The organism is Shewanella mytili (genome assembly GCF_046765975.1).
GTDB lineage: Bacteria > Pseudomonadota > Gammaproteobacteria > Enterobacterales > Shewanellaceae > Shewanella > Shewanella mytili.
On the sequence record NZ_JBKOUD010000001.1, the window covers coordinates 192661 to 210898 of the forward strand.

Genomic DNA, 18238 nt, shown 5'->3' on the forward strand with positions numbered 1-18238 from the left:
TGGTAAAGGATCAATGAGCGACTATAAATCAACTTTGAATCTGCCGGAAACTGAGTTTCCGATGCGCGGGAATCTGGCCAACCGTGAGCCACAGATGCTGAAACGCTGGAGTGATGACCAGTTGTACCAGCAGATCCGTAACAGCCGTAGTGGCCGTGACATGTTTATTCTGCACGATGGCCCTCCTTATGCGAACGGCAGCATTCATATTGGTCACTCAGTCAATAAGATTCTCAAGGACATTATCATCAAGTCCAAAACCCTGTCGGGTTTTGATGCACCCTACGTGCCGGGGTGGGACTGCCACGGTTTGCCCATTGAACTGAAAGTCGAACAGAAAGTGGGCAAGCCCGGGAAAAAGATTTCCGCTGCCGAATTTCGTGAAAAATGCCGTCAGTATGCGGCCACCCAAGTGGATGGACAGCGGCAGGACTTTATCCGGTTGGGGGTTCTGGGCGACTGGTTCAATCCTTACCTCACCATGAACTATCACACTGAAGCCAACATTGTCCGTTCATTGGCGAAAGTGATCAGCAATGGTCACCTGCAAAAAGGGGTCAAGCCGGTGCACTGGTGTACCGACTGTGGCTCGGCGCTGGCAGAAGCCGAAGTGGAATATGAAGACCGCACTTCACCGGCCATTGACGTGGCATTTACCGCTGCCGAACCTGCCAAAGTGGCTGCAGCCTTTGGGGTAAGTGATGGAACCGGTGCTGCCATGGTCATCTGGACCACCACGCCTTGGACCATGCCCGCCAACCGCGCTTTGTGCGTCAGTCCAGAGCTTGAGTACGTGCTGGTGGCGGCAGAGTTGCCACAGGGCAAGCAAACACTGGTACTGGCCGAAGCGCTTTATGAAGAATGTCTGCAACGTTACGGCGCCACCTCCTTTAGCGTGCTCGGTCGCTGCAAGGGCGAAGCACTGGAGCTTATCCGTTTCCAGCATCCGTTTTATGATTTCACTGTGCCGGTGGTACTGGGCGACCATGTGACCACTGATTCGGGTACTGGTGTGGTGCATACCGCGCCTGGCCATGGTCAGGACGACTTTGTTGTCGGCCAGAAATATGGCCTGGAAGTGGCCAACCCGGTAGGGGATAACGGCGTTTATAAAGACGACACGCCACTGTTTGCCGGCAAACACGTATTCAAAGCCAACGATGATGTGGTGGCCGAGCTGCAAGCGCGCGGTGCCTTGTTGCATCATGAGGCTTATCGTCACAGCTATCCGCACTGCTGGCGCCATAAAACGCCCATTATCTTCCGGGCCACACCTCAGTGGTTTATCTCCATGGATAATAATGGCTTGCGTCAGGATGCCCTGCACGAAATCGAACGCACCCAGTGGATCCCTGACTGGGGTGAAGGCCGTATTGAGAAAATGGTGGCCAACCGTCCTGACTGGTGTATTTCCCGCCAGCGTACCTGGGGCGTGCCCATTACCCTGTTTGTACATAAAGATACCGATGAACTGCACCCTGACAGTGTGGCGCTGATGGAAAAAGTGGCAGAGCGCATTGAGCAGCACGGCATTCAGGCATGGTGGGATCTGGACGTGGCCGAGCTGCTGGGCGCGGATGCGGACAACTACCGTAAAGTGTCTGACACCCTGGATGTGTGGTATGACTCTGGCTCCACTTTTTCCACTGTGGTGGCCACTCGTCCAGAGTTTCATGGTCAGGCGGCGGACTTGTACCTGGAAGGGTCAGATCAACACCGCGGCTGGTTCATGTCATCCCTGATGTTATCTACCGCCATGAATGGCAAGGCCCCTTACAAACAGGTGCTGACCCATGGTTTTACCGTCGATGCCAAAGGCCGCAAGATGTCCAAGTCCTTGGGCAATGTGGTCGCGCCCATGGAAGTGATTAACAAACTGGGGGCGGACATTTTACGGCTGTGGGTAGCCTCTACCGATTACAGTGGTGAGATGACCGTTTCTGACGAAATTCTCAAACGCAGTGCTGATGCCTATCGCCGCATTCGCAATACCGCCCGCTTCCTGCTGGCCAACCTCAACGGCTTTGATCCGAAAACCGATACCATCGCCATTGAAGACATGGTGGCACTGGATCGCTGGGTGGTTCGCCGGGCCAGTGCACTGCAGCAGGAGTTGCTGGAAGCCTACAACAGTTACAGTTTCCATGTGGTGGTACAAAAACTGATGCAGTTCTGCTCTGTAGAACTGGGCAGTTTCTATCTGGACATCATCAAGGATCGCCAATACACCGCCAAGGGCGATGGTCATGCCCGTCGCAGTTGTCAGTCGGCCCTGTTCCTGATTGCCGAAGCCATGGTGCGCTGGATTGCGCCAATCCTCAGCTTTACCGCCGATGAAATCTGGCAGTTGTTGCCGGGTGAACGTGACACTTATGTCTTTACCCAAGAGTGGTATGAAGGTTTACGTGCCGTCACGCTGGAAAATGATCTCAGCGACAGCTACTGGCAACAGTTGCAGCAGGTGCGTAATGAAGTGAACAAGGCTCTGGAGCAGGCGCGTCGCGAGCAGCTGATTGGCGGTGCCTTGGAAGCCGAAGTGGTGCTGTTTGCCGATGAAGCCCTGCAGGCTGCGCTGACAACCCTTGGGGATGAACTGCGCTTCGTGCTGCTGACATCCACCGCTAGCGTGCAGCCGCTTGCCGATGCACCAACAGATGCCAGCGAGACTGAATTGGCCGCCCTGAAACTGCAGGTGCGTAAATCCGCTGCCGAAAAATGTGAACGTTGCTGGCATCATCGTGAAGATGTTGGCGTAAATCCTGCGCATCCCCATCTTTGTGGGCGTTGTGTCACTAACATTGAAGGAGAAGGCGAACAACGTCAGTTCGCTTAAGGTCTTCTATGCCTGCAGACTGGAAACAGAGCGGCCTGCGCTGGTACTGGATAGTTGTGTTGGCCTTTGTGGCTGACCAACTGTCCAAACAGTGGGTATTGGCTAATTTTGAGTTATACGAATCGGTGCAGTTACTGCCGTTTTTCAACCTCACCTATGTGCGCAATTACGGCGCGGCATTCAGCTTCTTGCATGATGCCGGCGGTTGGCAGCGCTGGCTGTTCACCCTGATAGCCGTGGGTTTTAGCATCGTGCTCACCGTATGGCTGCGGCGTTTGTCTGCCAACGAGCGGCGTTTGTCAGCGGCCTATACCCTGGTTATCGGCGGCGCGCTGGGTAATCTGGTGGATAGACTGGTTCATGGCTTTGTGGTGGATTTTTTGGATTTTCACTGGCAAGGCAGCCACTATCCGGCGTTTAACATTGCGGACTCTGCCATTTGTGTCGGAGCGGTGCTCATTGTTTGGGCCGCCTTTACAGAAGATAAGGCGCAGGAAAAGCCAACCCGGAATTAAGGAATAACATGCGATCTCTTTTGTGTCATATGCTGATCCAGTTACAGGATGGATCAACCGCGGAAAATACCCGTGCCAGCAATAAACCTGTGCGACTGAATCTGGGTGATAACAGTTTGAGCCCGGCTTTTGAGGCGCAATTGGCCGACTTGAAAAGCGGGGATAAACACAGCTTTACCTTGGCGCCACAGGATGCCTTCGGTGAGGTGAATCCTGACAATGTCTACCATATGGACAGGGCACGCTTTCCGGCGGATATGACACTGGAACCCGGCGTTATCGTGGGGTTCTCCGGTGCCAATGGGACAGAAATCCCCGGCATCGTGCGGGAGGTGGCCGGAGACTCGGTAACCGTGGACATGAACCATCCGCTGGCCGGGCAAACACTGACTTTTCAACTGGAAGTGCTGCAGGAGCTTGCTGATGACTGATAAAACCCCGCCATCTGGCTTACAAATTCTGTTGGCCAATCCCCGCGGTTTTTGTGCCGGTGTTGACCGGGCCATCAGTATTGTGGAGCGGGCGCTGGAACTGTTTTCTCCGCCAATCTACGTGCGCCATGAAGTGGTGCACAACCGTTACGTGGTGGAAGACTTGAAAAGCCGTGGTGCCATTTTCGTGGATGAGCTGGATCAGGTCCCGGATGACAGCATTGTGATTTTTAGCGCTCATGGCGTTTCGCAAGCGGTGCGCAGCGAAGCCAAACAGCGGGGCTTGAAGGTGTTTGATGCCACCTGTCCCTTGGTGACCAAAGTGCACCTGCAAGTCACCAGAGCCAGCCGTAAAGGGGTTGAATGCATCCTGGTGGGCCATGCCGGGCACCCGGAAGTGGAAGGCACCATGGGGCAGTACAACAACCCTGAAGGCGGTGTGTATTTGGTGGAGTCGGTGGAAGATGTGGCCAAACTGCAGGTAAAACATCCCGACAAGCTGTGTTTCGTTACCCAGACGACCCTGTCGGTGGATGACACCATCAATATCATTGCCGCACTGCAACAGCGTTTCCCTTGCATTGAAGGCCCTCGCAAAGACGATATCTGTTATGCCACACAGAACCGTCAGGATGCGGTACGAAAAATGGCCTCGGACGTGGAACTGTTGATTGTGGTGGGTTCCCGTAACAGCTCCAACTCCAACCGGCTTAAAGAACTGGCGCAGAAATCCGGCACCCGTGCTTACCTGCTGGATAATGCGGATGACATTGATACCGCCTGGTTTGATGGCGTGAGCAAGGTAGCCGTTAGCGCAGGCGCATCAGCTCCGGAAGTGCTGGTACAGCAGGTAGTTGAAGCCATTGCCAAACTGGCCCCCAGTGTGGTGACAGAAGTGGCAGGGCGTGAAGAAGACACGGTATTTGCCGTGCCTGCGGAATTGCGCTGATTGTTGACAAGCCTAACGTTATGCCCGGACACGCCCCATGTGCTGGGCAACAAAAAAGGCCAGGGGATTAACCTTGGCCTTTCTTTTTCAGCATACTAAATCAGGAGTGTATCCAGGTCGGCATCAAAGCTGCTGTCGATTTCCTTAAGCTCCCGCATCAAGCGGTGTTTTTCCTTTAACGCTTCAATTTCCCGCCATTTGCGTTTTTTGGAACCACGAGAACGGCTGGGTCTTTCTTCCACTTGCTCAAGCGCACTACCATAATCCAAATGATCCATGGCAACCTCCCGTTTTGTATGTTTTGTCAGCATTTAAATAACATATTTGCTAAACAGGGTGCAAGTTTAATGTTTCATCCTTGTTAAATAGACAAGACGGTTAAGTTACAAAAAAGCGGAGGCCATCATGAAAAAACCGGCCAAAGGCCGGTTGGATTTCAGGATGATGCGCCGTTATAGGCGGCCTTTGCGGAACAGGTTTATCAGGGCGTTACTGGAGCTGTCCAGTGCGTTGCATTCCTGCTCGGCCGCAAGCCTTGAGAGCACATCATTTCCCAAGGTTTTACCCAGCTCCACGCCCCATTGATCGAAGGAGTTGATGTCCCATATGGCGCCTTGCACAAAGGTTCGGTGCTCATACAGGGCAATGAGCGCTCCAAGGCTGGTGGGGGTCAGCTGCTCCATCAGGATGGTGTTGCTGGGCTTGTTGCCTTCCATCACCTTGTGGCGGGCAATGCGTTGTTGCTCCTCGGGGCTGAGCTTGCAGCCTGCCAGCTCAGCCAAGGCCTCGTCATAGGTGCGGCCCTGCATTAAGGCCTGGGTTTGCCCGAAACAATTGGAGGCCAGTTGGGCATGATGTTGTCCCAGTGGATTATGGCTTTGGAGTGGCAGGATAAAGTCCGCCGGAATAAGCGCGGTGCCCTGGTGCAGCAGTTGATGGTAAGCATGTTGGCCATTGGTGCCTTCTCCGCCCCAGATCACCGGCCCCGTGGTGTAATCCACGGGGTTCCCCTCTTGGGTAACGGATTTGCCGTTACTTTCCATGTCCAGCTGCTGAATGTAAGCCGGAAGTCCCCTCAGATAGTGATCATAGGTCAGGATCACATGGGATTGGGCACCTTGAAAATTGTTATACAAAAGTGACAGTAGCCCCATGATGACCGGCATGTTTTGCGCCAGCGGAGCCGATGCAAAATGTTGGTCCATGGCGTGAGCCCCCTGCAAAAGGGCGTGGAAATTATCCATGCCTATCAGCAGGGCAATGGGTAAGCCGATGGCGGACCACAGCGAATAACGGCCGCCGACCCAATCCCACATGGGGAAAATGTTGGCGGGGTTAATGCCAAACTCGGTTGCCTTGGCCACATTGGAGGTAATGGCGGCAAAGTGTTGTGCCACATCGGCTTGGGTATGGCCATGGGCCAAAAACCATGCCTTGGCCGAGAGGGTGTTGCTCAGGGTTTCCTGGGTGCCAAAGGATTTGGACGACATCAGGAACAGCGTGGTTTCCGGCTGCAGCGTTTTCAGTTTGTCACTCAGGCTGCTGCCATCCACATTGGCCACAAAATGGCAGTTAAGCTTACCGTTCCAGTAGGGTTTCAGTGCTTCCGAGATGATTTTGGGGCCAAGGAACGAACCACCAATGCCAATGGCAACCACATCGGTAATGGTTTTTCCGGTGCAGCCGCGCCATTGCCCCTGATATAAGGCCTCTACAAAGTGGCGCATTTGGGCCAATGTCTCATGGACTTTTGGCACCACATTGACGCCGTCTACATTAATGACTGCATCGGCCGGAGCCCTGAGCGCGGTATGCAGCACGGCACGCTGCTCGGTGGTGTTAATCGCCTCGCCGGCAAACATGGCGGCAATTTTGGCGGGTAAACCGGTTTCCTGTGCCAGTTGCAGCAACTGCTGCATTAGCGGTTCGTTCACACGGTTTTTGGAATAATCCAGCAGCAGGCCACATTGTTTGATGGAAAACTTGTTAAAACGCAGGGGGTCGGCGGCAAATAACTGCCTCATATGGGGCAGTTGCCCGCTGACGTCTGCCAGCGCTTGCCACGTGGGTGATTGTGTCAGTTTGCTCATGCTAACCTTATAATCCTTTATCGGGTTTTCAGCCGAGTCTTGCACTCAGGAGTTGTTCAAGCTTGCGTTGATCCACGGCAAAATTACGAATGCCTTCAGCGAGTTTTTCCACTGCCATGGGATCTTCATTCAATGCCCAGCGAAATTCCGCTTCCGTCATTGGCGCTGGCGCCGGCAGGATTGTGGTCTCTGGTTGCAGCTTGCGTGAAATCTGCTGATCACTGTGGCTCAGTTCTTCCAGTAGTGATGGCCCGATGGTCAGGCGGTCACATCCTGCCAATGCCAGAATTTCGCCAATATTGCGAAAGCTGGCTCCCATGACCACAGTGCTATAGCCGTGGGTTTTGTAGTATTGATAAATCTTGCTGACAGACAATACGCCCGGATCGTCACTGGCCTGATACTCTTGCCCTGTATGGTTTTTATACCAGTCCAGAATGCGTCCGACAAAGGGGGAAATCAGAAATACCCCGGCTTCAGCACAAGCGCGGGCCTGGGCAAAATTGAACAACAAGGTGAGGTTACAGTTAATGCCCTGTTGTTCCAGTTCTCTTGCAGCGCAGATGCCTTCCCAGGTGGCTGCCAGCTTGATGAGAATGCGGGATTTATCAATGCCGGCATCCTGATACAGCTGAATTAAACGCTGGGCTTTTTTGACGGAGGCTACCTGGTCAAAGGACAAGCGGGCATCCACTTCGGTAGAGATGCGCCCGGGGATAAGTTTCAATACCTCAAGCCCGATATTGACGGCCAGTTTGTCGGCGGCATCAGTCAGTTGGCTGGCCGGGTCTTGGCTCTGCTGTTTTGCCCAGAGGATGGCATTATCAATCAGGCTGGCATACTCAGGAATTTGTGCGGCTTTGAGGATCAGCGACGGATTGGTGGTGGCGTCTTCGGGGTGATAGCGTTTTATGGCCGTGATATCGCCGGTATCTGCAACTATGGTGGTCATGGATTTCAGTTGCTCAAGTGTATTTCCCATAGGTAACGTCCTTTACTCCGTGTTTTGCCCTTATTCGCGTATTACCTATTAGAAGTGATTTTGCGGCATCTTGCCAATTGCACAATGAAAAATCATTGCTTGTTGGTTAAATATTAATCAATGGTTGCAATAATATGTCAATTTAATGGGAGTCGGGGATGATTTTTAGCGGATATGTAATAAAAAAAGCCGCTGACTTCAGCGGCTTTAATCAACACCAGACTTATTTCAGCATGGGTTGCTTGTCTTTGAAGGTGATTTTGGCTTCAATGCGGCGGTTGGCAGCATTGGCTTCTGCAGAACTGCCTTGCATCAGCGGCTGAGATTCACCATAGCCCTTGGCGGTAATGCGGGAAGCTGAAATGCCGTATTTGTCAACCAGCATGTTAGCTACGGTATCCGCACGTTTCTGGGACAACCATTGGTTGTAACTGGCTTTGCCTGGCAATGAGGCGTGGCCGGAAATTTCCAGATCGGCATTAGGATACTTGTTCATGTAGTGTGCCACTTTTTCCACATCTTCCAGAGAGTGGGATGTCAACATGGAAGAGTTGTTGTTGAACTGGGTGGCAATTTCCAGGGTTTCCATTTTTTCCATGTAAACGGAACAACCGTTTGCATCAACTTTGTGATCTGCCGGAGTGTTCGGGCATTGATCCATATCGTCGTTAACACCGTCCATATCACTGTCAACGGGTGCCATGACAGGTTCCGGTGCCGGTGTGGCAACCATTGGCTTGCTATGACCGAAGCGATAGCTCAGTTCCAGCCCCCAATAGTTGCTTTCCATGTTGAGGGTATTCCACTTTTCCTCATCCAGGTTTTCGTAACGGCGATATTTGGCCTGCAGTTTCAGGTTTTCAGTGAGGTTATAACCCACACCCATACCCAAATAAGGGGCATATCCCTTGTCACTGTAGTAGTTGGTGCCCCATTGGCGTTTGTTGGAAATCAGGTAGTTCATTGCACCAGCTTCAGCAGACAGGCTCCAGTCCTGGGCAAAAGGCCAAAAGCCTACCAGCCCCAGAGTGGCACCACGCACGCCTGCGTCATTCTGAATGTCGTTATAGTCAGTCCATTGGGCGCGGCCCAGATTGCGATAACCCAGTTCTACGCCAAAGTAATCATTAAACATGTAACCACCGAAGACATCCCATGCATATGGGTCATCATCGCCACAGGTTTTCATGGTTTTCTGATCACAGTTGGGTTGGTAGTTGTTGATGCCAACACCGGCACCTACATACCAGGGGGTCAGCTCCTGTTCTGTAGCAGCAGCAGTTAATGGCAGCGCTGACAGCAGTAACAAAGAAGTTAATTTTGCGTTCATCATTTTCTCCACGTCCTTTGAAGTTGTTGGCCGTATGGCTCAGCCTTAGAAGAGATCTTCCTATAGCTATCTAACTATAAGCATTATCTAACTTAGGAAAGGAACTTTCCACTAATACCATAAAAACCCTCATGTTTGTGGTTAGTATGTTTAGCAGAAGTAAATATAGAGTAAATTCAAAAGATGTGTTGAGTTAATTTCATCCATGATCCCGCGCAATAAATCTCAGGAAAATTATCCCATTAAAAAGAAATGCGGATAACCGCTTATTTTTGGGAAATGTCACGGGGACGACAATGTTTTAAATCCAGAACTGTATGTGGGGTACAGGTCTTGTTGTTGCCAATATGTTGCTTATATATTAATCATTATGATGTTATGGATTATCTCTATATTTTCGGTTTAATACCTGATGAAAATTCATAATAACTGTTATTTCCTTGATGATTAATCATAAAGATGATATTGATCTGTAATATGCCTTTAACAGGTTTGTATTAAGGCGTTTGTTTCGGTTAGATTGGGGAGTCTGCCTAATAGGGTAGTTGATGGTAAATCGCCCGTTTTTACATGCAAACAGTGGTGATTTCGTGCCATCTACAAACGAAATGGAAATTTGTACATACAAGTAAAATTATAAGAAAAACAATAAGGTGGTTGCGATGCTGCTGAGCCTTGTGTCGGCGTGGGTTACTGGAACCCCACTGCGCTGTCGCGAGTATTGTCGATAATTCGCACCCGTTGTCTATTTTGTGTTTATTGGGAGGGATCTTTGGTTGCGTCGGTGGTGTTCGTTTGGAATGCTTGCTGTTGTCGCCATTGAGTTACACTCATGGTTGAAACTATTGTTAATTTCCTAAATTCCCTGCTGTGGGGAAAATTATTGGTATATGCGCTGGTAGGCGCGGGTCTGTATTTCACGGTCAGATTACTGTTTATTCAAATCACGCATTTTGGTCATTCCGCCAAACTTATGGTGACCAGCCGTGAAGGTTGTGAAAGTGGTTTGTCTTCATTTCAGGTATTTTGCACCAGTATGGCGGCCCGTGTGGGTGCGGGCAATATGGCCGGTGTGGCAGTGGCGGTAAGCACGGCAGGGCCGGGCGCTGTTTTCTGGATGTGGGTCATTGCGCTGCTGGGGATGGCGACCGCCATGGTTGAATCCACCCTGGCACAGGTCTATAAGGTGCGGGACAAGGACGGTCAGTTCCGTGGTGGTCCCTCTTATTACATGGAAAAGGGATTGGGACAACGCTGGATGGGCGTGCTGTTTGCCATTTTCCTTATCATCTCTTTCGGGCTGGTCTTTAATGCGGTGCAGGCCAATACCATTACCGGCGCGTTTAGCGGTGTGTTTGGTTGGCAGCCAGAATGGATTGGCGTTTTCCTGGTGGTTGCCAGTGCGTTGGTGATCATGGGGGGCTTGCGTAAAGTGGCCCGGGTATCAGAAGTGATTGTGCCCATTATGGCGCTGGCCTACATTGCGATAGCCTTTGTGGTGGTCGCCATGAACATCAGCCAATTGCCCGGCATTATTGTCTTGATTGTCAAAAGCGCTTTCGGCTGGCAAGAAGTGGCGGCGGGCGGCGTGGCCTATACTGCCTCCCAGGCATTGCAGGCGGGGATTGCCAGAGGCTTGTTTTCCAATGAAGCCGGCATGGGCAGTGCGGCCAACGTGGCCGCCAGTGCCTCTCCCACCCCCAATCATCCGGCATCCCAAGGGTTTGTGCAGATGGTAGGCGTGTTCATGGATACCATTGTCATCTGTAGTGCCACTGCGGCCATCATTCTGCTTTCGGGGGAATGGGGCACGGCCACGTCTGAAGACGGCATTCAACTGACCATTAGCGCCTTGACCCATCATGTGGGCACTTGGGGCGGATTGTTTGTTGCTGGCTCCATTTTGCTGTTTTGCTTTACCTCCATCATTGCCAACTACTCTTACGCGGAAACCAACGTGCTGTTCCTTACCGGTAACAGCCGCAAAGCCATTTTGATCTTCAAATTGCTGGTGTTGTGCATGGTGATGTTTGGCGCGGTGGCCAAGATTTCCGTGGTTTGGCACCTGGCCGACTTGTCCATGGGCTTGATGGCGCTGGTGAACATTCTGGCGCTGGTATTGTTGTCCGGTGTGGCCATGCGGGTAATTAATGATTACCGCGAGCAGCTCTATGCCGGTGTGACGCCGGTATTTGATAAGCGCAAGTTTCCAGATCTGCAGGCGCAGATTGCTGAAGACATCTGGAACGGTGAACCGGCAAAAACAGTGGAAGAGGCCGTACCGGTTAAAGCCAACATCTGAAACCGTTTAACCCCATCGAAAAAACCACGCGTTTAGTGCGTGGTTTTTTTATTATGGATCAGTATTATAGTTGGCAAATAATCCATATGGAGTCGCTGATGTTAATTCTGATCTCCCCTGCAAAAACCCTCGACTTTGAACAGCCTGCAGCAGTGACTGATTATTCCCAGCCGGAATATCTGACCTATAGCGAAGCCCTGATGGCGGTATGTCGCAAGCTTACACCGGCAGACATCGCCTCGTTGATGAAAGTGAGCGATAAAATTGCCGGGCTCAATGCCGCAAGGTTTGCCCAGTGGCGGCCGCCGTTTTCCCTGTCGAATGCAAAACAGGCGTTATATGCCTTTCGTGGTGACGTTTACACAGGGCTTGATGCCGATGGCATGTCTGCCGAGGTAGTGCAGGCGGCACAGCAGCATTTGCGCATATTGTCAGGGCTTTACGGAATATTAAGGCCGCTTGACTTGATGCAGCCCTACCGCCTGGAAATGGGGCGGCCATTGGTGACGGACAAGGGGGCAAATCTGTATCAATTCTGGGGGGATGTGATTACGGATGGCATCAATCAGGCTTTGGCCGCGCAAGAGGATGACTTGCTGATAAACCTGGCATCCAATGAGTATTTCAAGGCGGTGCGCCCAGCCAAGCTGCAGGGGCGCTTGGTGTCTCCCGTGTTCAAGGATGAAAAAAACGGCCAATACAAAATCATCAGTTTTTATGCAAAAAAAGCCCGGGGCATGATGGCGCGTTATTTGCTCGAACATAACATCACCACGCTGGATGGCGTATTGCAGTTCAATGAAGCCGGCTATTACTATTGTGCTGAGCAGTCCACCGCAAAGGCGCCGGTCTTTTTGCGTGATGCACAATAAGCGTTCGTCACGAAAACTCCTTAGCGGAAACCGGGGGCAAGGTTAGCAGCCGGAAAAGTCTTCGGTAAGCACCGGCGGGGTATTGGCATCCACGGCCTGCAGGTAAGCCACATAACAACGACTGGGCGTTGGCGTACCCTTGGGGGATATTTTGACTTTGTCCGTACCTGTATGGCTGATCACATCCTCATATTGCAGGTGGTACTCATCGGGTTTTATGCCCGCCAGTACAATAATGCCAGGCCGGTCTCTGGCATTGTTTCTGACATGGGGATAGCCCCAGTGATTCCAGTAGCCAACGCCATCAAGGGCTAGCGGTACAGATTGTTTTTCAATGCCCAGTGTTAGCGTTTTGCTGTGGAACAGCTGCATGGTGGTCACAACGGCCGCCCGTGCCTGTTTTAAACTGGCAATGTGCGCCTCACGGGACAACCCCATAAAGCGCGGGGTTGCAATGACGGCCAGTAGCCCGATGATAATCATCACCATGACCAGTTCCAGCAGTGTGAATCCACGGTGTTTGCGTAAGGTCGTCATCAGTGGCAGGCCATCTTCACATCAGGTTTTGGCTTAAGGGCGTCGTTGGTTCTGGCAGTGTAAATAGCGCGGCGGGATACAGTCAACACCATGATTTACCAACATGATGATGTTGATAAATCATTCCGTACTTGGCTGCCTTCGTCATGGCGCGAGTGTTTCAACGCCATTGGGTATCGGTTTTCTCATATTTAACAATTTGATATATCGCAATATTTTGCATACTGAGCAATTTTGCAATGTCCGGCACGCACTGTATGGGTAAATCCAGTTCATAACCAAAAGGCAAGGTAACGATGCGTTTGGCATGGTGGCTGCCCACAAACGCACTGATAATCCCCAGGGCTTTTCCCTGAAATTCCCCCACTTCAAAATAAAAACGGTAGGTTTGCTCACTGTAATCCCTGGGCGTTCCTTCATGAGGGATGGCATTATCGCGGGTGTCATGGGTCATGAGTGGCTCCTTGAATGGTTGCCTCAGGGTGAGGTTAAACGGTCGCTATAAGCCCCATCAGTCCGTTTTCAAAACCGATGGGGCAAAAATATCACAATCCGGCGAAGGTGAACGGTTTGGCATCGTTAAATTGTGCCAGTGCATTGCCTGCGTACACGCTCTTGTGATTAACCACCAGCTTTTTAACGGGTTGCCCTTGGCTGAAGTCGATGTCTTTCATCTCCACCCAGAAGGTGTTGGGGGTTAATGCGGTTTCAAAATAATACACCAGATGCTTGTGATCCGAGACCGTGCGCCAGCGAGTTGACGAGATGTTGGGCTCGGTGGCTGATGAAATGCCAAATGGCACGGAAGCGTTACGGATCACGCTAAAGGCACTGGCAACCGCAATGCGGGTGTCGGCGGTTTTGGGAATGGCATCCATGTAAAAGGAGGCTCTCACAAAACGGTCGGCGGCGCGGTTGGTGCCGGGTAGCATGGTAAGACCGCCAATCTGTTGCCAGTAATCATCCAGCGCCAACTGCTTTTCAAAAATGGGAGAGTTGGTCATCACTCGGTATTCAGGACTGTGATGGATGACCAGCTTGCCGTCAATGTATTCAAAAATGGCGCTATCACCACTGGCATCGGAAATGGACAGATGCAAGGTGGCAAAACGGTCTGTACCCGGAATGTTGGCGGAAACCACCACAAACGGCTCATCACGCATCGCCTCTACCGCTTCGGTGACGGTGGCAAAGTTATCCAGCACATACTGCACCCAGGCGGCAACCGACAGCCCCTTTTGGGCACCGGTGTACGCCGGATAACGGGATTCGGCCAACCACAACAGATTGGCCACCAAGCCCTTTTCATTCATGCCATCGGTGCTGGCAATATCAAAAGCGCTGGTCACCAGGCTGCCGTAGCGGGAGGTCCAGGTAACGGAGTTGTCACCTACCGCACCGTGGCGCTGCATCCCTCTGGGGAACAGCCACAGGTTTGCCGGAATTTCATCGCGCCAGTCCATGGAGCGAGCGGTGAGCACCAGTTGTTGCTCACCCACATACACCGCTCTGGTGCAGGCTTGTGCCGCATTGGCGAGCAGCACCATGACGAGTGCGCTGATTAACACAATGACTTTATGATTCATAATCACATCCTTGTTTACAACTCGGGCGGATTAATCGCGCCCCATTATTGATGTTGGGTTATTTGAATTCACAGCGGGCGGCGGGTGGAAACAAAATCACCATCATCCCAGACCAGTGCCCGGTAACAGGGCGCAACGGTATCGCTGCATTGGGAAAAGTAGACCGACAGCAGCAATATGGGTTGCTTGTCCATGTGTACCACTTTCCAGCGTTGGGCCAAAAACTGATGGGCTTTGCCATCCACTATGACCCACAATGGCGAGCCACCGCTGCCTCGCCACATGATGGCGCTGGAGCAGGAAAACTGTGAACCGTCCACAAACTCTTCCGGGCGGCCATCGCCGGTAATGTCATGGAGGGTGATGGTGTGTTCCGAGGTGGCAAACTGGCCGTTATTGATGGCTGCACACTCAGCTTTGGCTTGTTGTACCAACTGGGTGGCCAGCGGCATCGGATTGGCGGCCTCCGTTACCGGCGCTGCTGCCATGGCAGGTTGCAACATGGCACTGGATAATACCATTCCCAGCCATGGCAAAATTTTGCTCCGGCAGCGCGGCTGACACAACGTCATAAAAGTCATGGGCATCTCTCCTATATCAATCAGGGTGCGCAGGCTATGGGCTCTCGCCGGCGCGGTATTTTCAATGCCTTATTGCTGTTTTGCCAAACGGTAATGGGCAGCCAGATTGCCCTCAATGCGCTGGCCGTTTTGATCCAGCATAAACAGCTGGTTTTCGCCCACCATAAATTGGCTGCCGTCCATCAAGGTGATTTTACTGCCACTGGCATCCCAACGGATATTGCCAACATCCTGGTGAGCCGGTTGCTCCCGTCCCAGGTAGCGTTGCTGCAATTGATAACTGCCATCAAGATTCAAGGTCAGGCTGGTTTCAATGCCTTCACAGTCCGCACAGGGCAGTGTGCCCTGATAGCGGCCGTTCCAGTCCAGTGCATTTTGGCTGGTATCCCCGCTGGCTATCGGTGCTGCGGTTTTTTCAACCTCGGCTTGGGCCGATGTATCAGCAGGTTTGTTACAGGCACTGACGCCCAAGCTGAGCAGGGCGGCCATTAACAGCGGGAAACAATTGGTTTTTTTCATCATCTTTTCATCCTTGCAGACGTGAGCGGCATGCAGTGCCAGATGAACCATGGCGGCAATGCATATAAAATCTTTAAAAAAGGTGCCGAGCAATCAAATAGATAACGCAACAATGCCAGCTATGTGTGACATCAGTTCGCGTCATCATACACCCAATCACCTGTTTCAACTGCCGTATATTGGCGCAGGCTCCCTGTACTTTAGCTGTATCGGTAGTTATCAGCCTAATCAATGACATGATACAGCACAAGGCGCACTGTGGCGGTATGGAAACAGCCGTTGCATGGGGTATGATGGGGCATGACGGCCGGGGATTGTCAGCCGCAGCGCACTACCCGCTGCGGCCTTAACCGGGGAGGTTGCAGCTTATAACTGCATTTCCGGCACCTGCTCTGGGATGATGAGCTTGCCTGCGGTTTTGGCCACAATCTCCTCAACGCTTACTCCAGGCGCCCGTTCCAGCAGGTGAAAGGCACCGTCTTTTATCTCGATAAAGGCCAAGTCTGTCAATACCCGCTTGATGCAGCCATAACCGGTAAGCGGCAATTCGCATTTGCTCAGCAGCTTGGAGTTGCCCTGCTTGTCGGCGTGCATCATGGTGACAATGATGTTATCGGCTCCGGCCACCAAATCCATGGCGCCGCCCATGCCTTTAATCAATTTCCCGGGCACCATCCAGGAGGCGATGGAGCCTTCAACATCCACCTCAAAAGCGCCCAGTACGGTAAGATCCACATGGCCGCCGCGGATCATGGCAAAACTCTCGGCGCTGGAGAAGAAAGATGCGCCTTTCACCGCGGTAACGGTCTGTTTGCCGGCATTGATGAGATCCGGATCCAGCGTCTCCTCGGTGGGAAACTCGCCCATGCCCAAAAGGCCGTTTTCCGATTGCAGCATTACCTGCATGCCCTCGGGGATGTAGTTGGCCACCAGTGTGGGAATGCCGATGCCCAGATTCACGTAGTAACCGTCTTTCAGTTCCTTGGCGACCCGCTGGGCCAGTTGTTCTCTTGAAAGTGCCATGTTGCTCTCCTGCCTTTAGGCCTGTTTGACGGTGCGTTGCTCGATACGTTTTTCGAACACGCCCTTGATGACCCTGTCCACATAAATGCCCGGTGTATGGATGTCATTGGGGTCCAGCGCTCCCGGCTCGACTATCTCTTCCACCTCGGCCACGGTGATTTTACCGGCGGTGGCCATCATGGGGTTGAAGTTGGCGGCGGTCTTGCGAAATATCAGGTTGCCCATGGTATCGGCCTTCCAGGCGCGGATCAGGGCAAAATCCGCCGTCAGGGATTCTTCCAGCACATAGTGGCGGCCATGGATTTCCCGGGTTTCCTTGCCTTCAGCCACTGGCGTACCGTAACCGGTAGCGGTGAAAAAGGCCGGAATGCCGGCGCCGCCAGCACGGATTTTCTCGGCCAGCGTGCCCTGGGGGGTCAGGATCACATTGAGCTCGCCAGAGATCATCTGCCGCTCAAAGGTGGCATTTTCGCCCACGTAAGAGGCTATCATGGTGCCGATTTGCCGGTGTTGTAGCAGCAGCCCCAGACCGAAATCGTCCACCCCGGCATTATTGGAAATGGCGGTCAGCCCGCTAACGCCCATTTTGACCATGTGCGCGATAAGTCCTTCGGGAATGCCGCACAGGCCAAAACCGCCCACCATGATGGTCATGTTGCTGGTGAGCCCGGCCAGTGCCGCCTCGTAACTGCCGACGACTTTATTGAGTCCTGCCATTGTGATGTCCTTGTGGTGATTGATGGTTACCTGTTTGGCTTGTGCCGCCGGGCACCAAGCCACCAAGCCTGGCGGGCGGTTAAAAGCCCATGGCACAGGCCACCCTGGAAGCGGTTGTGCGGCCAAGGGCCCGGTTTATCTGCTGTCCGGCACTGGCGAGTTTTCTAAGGTCTATGCCGGTACTGATGCCCATGCCGTGCAACATGTAAACAAGGTCTTCACTGGCCAGATTGCCCGAAGCGCCCTTGGCATAGGGGCAACCGCCAAGGCCTGCCACCGAGGTGTCTATCACGCGCACGCCGGCCTCCAGGCAGGCAAGGATGTTGGCCAGTGCCTGACCATAAGTGTTGTGAAAATGCAGGGCCAGTTGCGGCATCGGTACCCGCTGTGCCACGGTTTCCAGCATCTGGCGCGCTTTGATGGGGGTGCCTACGCCTATGGTGTCGCCAAGGGAAATTTCATAACAGCCCAACTGGTGCAGGATTTCGGCAACCCGCGCCACTTCGCTCGGGGCAATGTCGCCATCATAAGGGCACCCCAGCACGCAGGACACATAGCCACGCACCCGTACACCGGCTTTTTTTGCCCGGTTCAGCAAGGGTTCAAAGCGGGCAATGGACTCATCAATGGAGCAGTTGATGTTCTTCTGGCTGAAACCTTCCGAGGCAGCCGCAAATACCGCCACTTCATCGGCGCCAGCTTCCAGCGCCAGCTCCAACCCCTTGATGTTGGGGGTCAGGGCGCTGTAACGCACCCCCGGTCGGCGGTCAATGCCCCGCAGCACCTCGCCGGAATCCGCCATTTGCGGCACCCATTTGGGGGACACAAAACTGGCCGCTTCGATGCGGCTCACTCCCGCATCTGCCAGCGCATCAATCAAGGCTATTTTGGCTTCGGTGCTGACCGGTTGCTCATTTTGCAGACCATCCCTTGGCCCCACTTCAAACAGGCTTACACTGGTTGGCAACATG

At 52.8% G+C, this 18238-nt stretch carries 18 protein-coding genes; 6 read left to right on the forward strand and 12 right to left on the reverse strand.

The window, feature by feature from the left end:
• The first annotated feature begins 13 nt into the window (after positions 1 to 13).
• From ileS to ispH, 4 genes are read left to right on the forward strand one after another with little or no spacing between them, the layout of a single operon-like run.
• The gene (gene ileS, locus ACIDEJ_RS00815; protein ID WP_411986192.1) at positions 14 to 2833 is read left to right on the forward strand and encodes an isoleucine--tRNA ligase; all 2820 of its coding nucleotides are present in this window, start codon (positions 14 to 16) and stop codon (positions 2831 to 2833) included.
• An 8-nt stretch (positions 2834 to 2841) separates the two neighbouring features.
• Positions 2842 to 3348, forward strand: coding sequence for a signal peptidase II (gene lspA, locus ACIDEJ_RS00820; RefSeq protein ID WP_411986193.1), 507 nt, complete (start codon positions 2842 to 2844; stop codon positions 3346 to 3348).
• An 8-nt stretch (positions 3349 to 3356) separates the two neighbouring features.
• Positions 3357 to 3779 (forward strand): FKBP-type peptidyl-prolyl cis-trans isomerase, encoded by a 423-nt coding sequence (gene fkpB, locus ACIDEJ_RS00825; protein ID WP_411986194.1) that lies wholly within the window; start codon positions 3357 to 3359, stop codon positions 3777 to 3779.
• Positions 3772 to 4728 (forward strand): 4-hydroxy-3-methylbut-2-enyl diphosphate reductase, encoded by a 957-nt coding sequence (ispH, locus tag ACIDEJ_RS00830; protein ID WP_411986195.1) that lies wholly within the window; start codon positions 3772 to 3774, stop codon positions 4726 to 4728. Before fkpB ends, ispH begins: the two co-directional genes overlap by 8 nt.
• Before the next feature lie 95 nt (positions 4729 to 4823).
• Here the strand turns inward: ispH and ACIDEJ_RS00835 are convergent, their stop codons facing one another.
• The 4 genes from ACIDEJ_RS00835 to ACIDEJ_RS00850 form a co-directional block, all read right to left on the reverse strand.
• Entirely contained in the window at positions 4824 to 5006 is a 183-nt protein-coding gene (locus ACIDEJ_RS00835) for a DUF3545 family protein (protein WP_411986196.1), read from the reverse strand.
• Positions 5007 to 5180: 174 nt separating this feature from the next.
• Positions 5181 to 6818: a glucose-6-phosphate isomerase gene (gene pgi / locus ACIDEJ_RS00840; protein ID WP_411986197.1), complete on the reverse strand. Its 1638-nt coding sequence runs from the start codon at positions 6816 to 6818 to the stop codon at positions 5181 to 5183.
• A gap of 28 nt (positions 6819 to 6846) precedes the next feature.
• Positions 6847 to 7800, reverse strand: a complete 954-nt coding sequence (tal, locus tag ACIDEJ_RS00845; RefSeq protein WP_411986198.1) for a transaldolase — start codon at positions 7798 to 7800, stop codon at positions 6847 to 6849.
• Positions 7801 to 8023: 223 nt separating this feature from the next.
• The gene (locus ACIDEJ_RS00850; RefSeq protein ID WP_411986199.1) at positions 8024 to 9133 is read right to left on the reverse strand and encodes an OmpA family protein; all 1110 of its coding nucleotides are present in this window, start codon (positions 9131 to 9133) and stop codon (positions 8024 to 8026) included.
• Between the two features lie 829 nt (positions 9134 to 9962).
• Between ACIDEJ_RS00850 and ACIDEJ_RS00855 the strand changes: the two genes are divergently transcribed.
• The gene (locus ACIDEJ_RS00855) at positions 9963 to 11432 is read left to right on the forward strand and encodes an alanine/glycine:cation symporter family protein (protein WP_411986200.1); all 1470 of its coding nucleotides are present in this window, start codon (positions 9963 to 9965) and stop codon (positions 11430 to 11432) included.
• A gap of 98 nt (positions 11433 to 11530) precedes the next feature.
• Positions 11531 to 12304 (forward strand): peroxide stress protein YaaA, encoded by a 774-nt coding sequence (gene yaaA, locus ACIDEJ_RS00860; RefSeq protein ID WP_411986201.1) that lies wholly within the window; start codon positions 11531 to 11533, stop codon positions 12302 to 12304.
• A 42-nt stretch (positions 12305 to 12346) separates the two neighbouring features.
• On the opposite strand, the gene ACIDEJ_RS00865 is transcribed toward yaaA, so the two are convergent.
• The 8 genes from ACIDEJ_RS00865 to ACIDEJ_RS00900 all read right to left on the reverse strand — a co-directional run bounded on the left by ACIDEJ_RS00865 (position 12347) and on the right by ACIDEJ_RS00900 (position 18237).
• Positions 12347 to 12841: a type II secretion system protein gene (locus ACIDEJ_RS00865; protein ID WP_411986202.1), complete on the reverse strand. Its 495-nt coding sequence runs from the start codon at positions 12839 to 12841 to the stop codon at positions 12347 to 12349.
• A 160-nt stretch (positions 12842 to 13001) separates the two neighbouring features.
• A complete protein-coding gene (locus ACIDEJ_RS00870; RefSeq protein ID WP_411986203.1) occupies positions 13002 to 13295 on the reverse strand; it encodes a hypothetical protein in 294 nt (97 codons plus the stop codon).
• Between the two features lie 91 nt (positions 13296 to 13386).
• Positions 13387 to 14427, reverse strand: a complete 1041-nt coding sequence (locus ACIDEJ_RS00875) for a linear amide C-N hydrolase (RefSeq protein WP_411986204.1) — start codon at positions 14425 to 14427, stop codon at positions 13387 to 13389.
• Between the two features lie 68 nt (positions 14428 to 14495).
• Positions 14496 to 14948, reverse strand: coding sequence for a hypothetical protein (locus ACIDEJ_RS00880; RefSeq protein ID WP_411986205.1), 453 nt, complete (start codon positions 14946 to 14948; stop codon positions 14496 to 14498).
• 129 nt (positions 14949 to 15077) lie between these two features.
• Positions 15078 to 15530 (reverse strand): copper resistance protein NlpE, encoded by a 453-nt coding sequence (locus tag ACIDEJ_RS00885; RefSeq protein ID WP_411986206.1) that lies wholly within the window; start codon positions 15528 to 15530, stop codon positions 15078 to 15080.
• A gap of 363 nt (positions 15531 to 15893) precedes the next feature.
• Positions 15894 to 16550 (reverse strand): CoA transferase subunit B, encoded by a 657-nt coding sequence (locus ACIDEJ_RS00890; RefSeq protein WP_411986207.1) that lies wholly within the window; start codon positions 16548 to 16550, stop codon positions 15894 to 15896.
• 15 nt (positions 16551 to 16565) lie between these two features.
• Positions 16566 to 17267: a CoA transferase subunit A gene (locus ACIDEJ_RS00895; protein WP_411986208.1), complete on the reverse strand. Its 702-nt coding sequence runs from the start codon at positions 17265 to 17267 to the stop codon at positions 16566 to 16568.
• Positions 17268 to 17346: 79 nt separating this feature from the next.
• Entirely contained in the window at positions 17347 to 18237 is an 891-nt protein-coding gene (locus ACIDEJ_RS00900) for a hydroxymethylglutaryl-CoA lyase (protein WP_411986209.1), read from the reverse strand.
• Position 18238 lies beyond the last annotated feature (1 nt).

Excerpts from the sequence above, each read along its gene's own strand:
- ileS (WP_411986192.1), top strand. The coding sequence starts at position 14 with ATGAGCGACTATAAATCAACTTTGAATCTGCCGGAAACTGAGTTTCCG.
- lspA (WP_411986193.1), top strand. The coding sequence starts at position 2,842 with ATGCCTGCAGACTGGAAACAGAGCGGCCTGCGCTGGTACTGGATAGTT.
- fkpB (WP_411986194.1), top strand. The coding sequence starts at position 3,357 with ATGCGATCTCTTTTGTGTCATATGCTGATCCAGTTACAGGATGGATCA.
- ispH (WP_411986195.1), top strand. The coding sequence starts at position 3,772 with ATGACTGATAAAACCCCGCCATCTGGCTTACAAATTCTGTTGGCCAAT.
- ACIDEJ_RS00835 (WP_411986196.1), bottom strand. The coding sequence starts at position 5,006 with ATGGATCATTTGGATTATGGTAGTGCGCTTGAGCAAGTGGAAGAAAGA.
- pgi (WP_411986197.1), bottom strand. The coding sequence starts at position 6,818 with ATGAGCAAACTGACACAATCACCCACGTGGCAAGCGCTGGCAGACGTC.
- tal (WP_411986198.1), bottom strand. The coding sequence starts at position 7,800 with ATGGGAAATACACTTGAGCAACTGAAATCCATGACCACCATAGTTGCA.
- ACIDEJ_RS00850 (WP_411986199.1), bottom strand. The coding sequence starts at position 9,133 with ATGATGAACGCAAAATTAACTTCTTTGTTACTGCTGTCAGCGCTGCCA.
- ACIDEJ_RS00855 (WP_411986200.1), top strand. The coding sequence starts at position 9,963 with ATGGTTGAAACTATTGTTAATTTCCTAAATTCCCTGCTGTGGGGAAAA.
- yaaA (WP_411986201.1), top strand. The coding sequence starts at position 11,531 with ATGTTAATTCTGATCTCCCCTGCAAAAACCCTCGACTTTGAACAGCCT.
- ACIDEJ_RS00865 (WP_411986202.1), bottom strand. The coding sequence starts at position 12,841 with ATGACGACCTTACGCAAACACCGTGGATTCACACTGCTGGAACTGGTC.
- ACIDEJ_RS00870 (WP_411986203.1), bottom strand. The coding sequence starts at position 13,295 with ATGACCCATGACACCCGCGATAATGCCATCCCTCATGAAGGAACGCCC.
- ACIDEJ_RS00875 (WP_411986204.1), bottom strand. The coding sequence starts at position 14,427 with ATGAATCATAAAGTCATTGTGTTAATCAGCGCACTCGTCATGGTGCTG.
- ACIDEJ_RS00880 (WP_411986205.1), bottom strand. The coding sequence starts at position 14,948 with ATGGTATTATCCAGTGCCATGTTGCAACCTGCCATGGCAGCAGCGCCG.
- ACIDEJ_RS00885 (WP_411986206.1), bottom strand. The coding sequence starts at position 15,530 with ATGATGAAAAAAACCAATTGTTTCCCGCTGTTAATGGCCGCCCTGCTC.
- ACIDEJ_RS00890 (WP_411986207.1), bottom strand. The coding sequence starts at position 16,550 with ATGGCACTTTCAAGAGAACAACTGGCCCAGCGGGTCGCCAAGGAACTG.
- ACIDEJ_RS00895 (WP_411986208.1), bottom strand. The coding sequence starts at position 17,267 with ATGGCAGGACTCAATAAAGTCGTCGGCAGTTACGAGGCGGCACTGGCC.
- ACIDEJ_RS00900 (WP_411986209.1), bottom strand. The coding sequence starts at position 18,237 with ATGTTGCCAACCAGTGTAAGCCTGTTTGAAGTGGGGCCAAGGGATGGT.